The following is a 223-nucleotide window of genomic DNA, read 5'->3' on the forward strand; positions in this document are numbered from 1 at the left end:
GCCCTGAACCAGATTATTCAGCGGCCTGAGCGTGGGAACCCTCGCTCGCGCCGAACATCGTCTTGGCGTAGATGATGCCGAGCCCATAGGCGCCGCCAAACCTTTTCGCGATACCGGTGGTCATGTCGTAGGTCTCGGTACGAGCCCAGTCGCGCTGGAGTTCGAGCAGGTACTGCAAGGATGTCATAGGTCTGGCGCCTGCCTGGATCATTCGCTCCATCGC

1 pseudogene is annotated in these 223 nt (G+C 60.5%); it reads right to left on the reverse strand.

The annotated features are described in order from the left end of the window. Window positions 1-13: 13 nt before the first annotated feature. Window positions 14-223, reverse strand: a pseudogene (locus E4K09_RS24110) (hydrolase); the annotation flags it as partial.

Source organism: Microvirga pakistanensis (genome assembly GCF_004458765.1).
In the GTDB taxonomy this organism is placed as follows: domain Bacteria; phylum Pseudomonadota; class Alphaproteobacteria; order Rhizobiales; family Beijerinckiaceae; genus Microvirga; species Microvirga pakistanensis.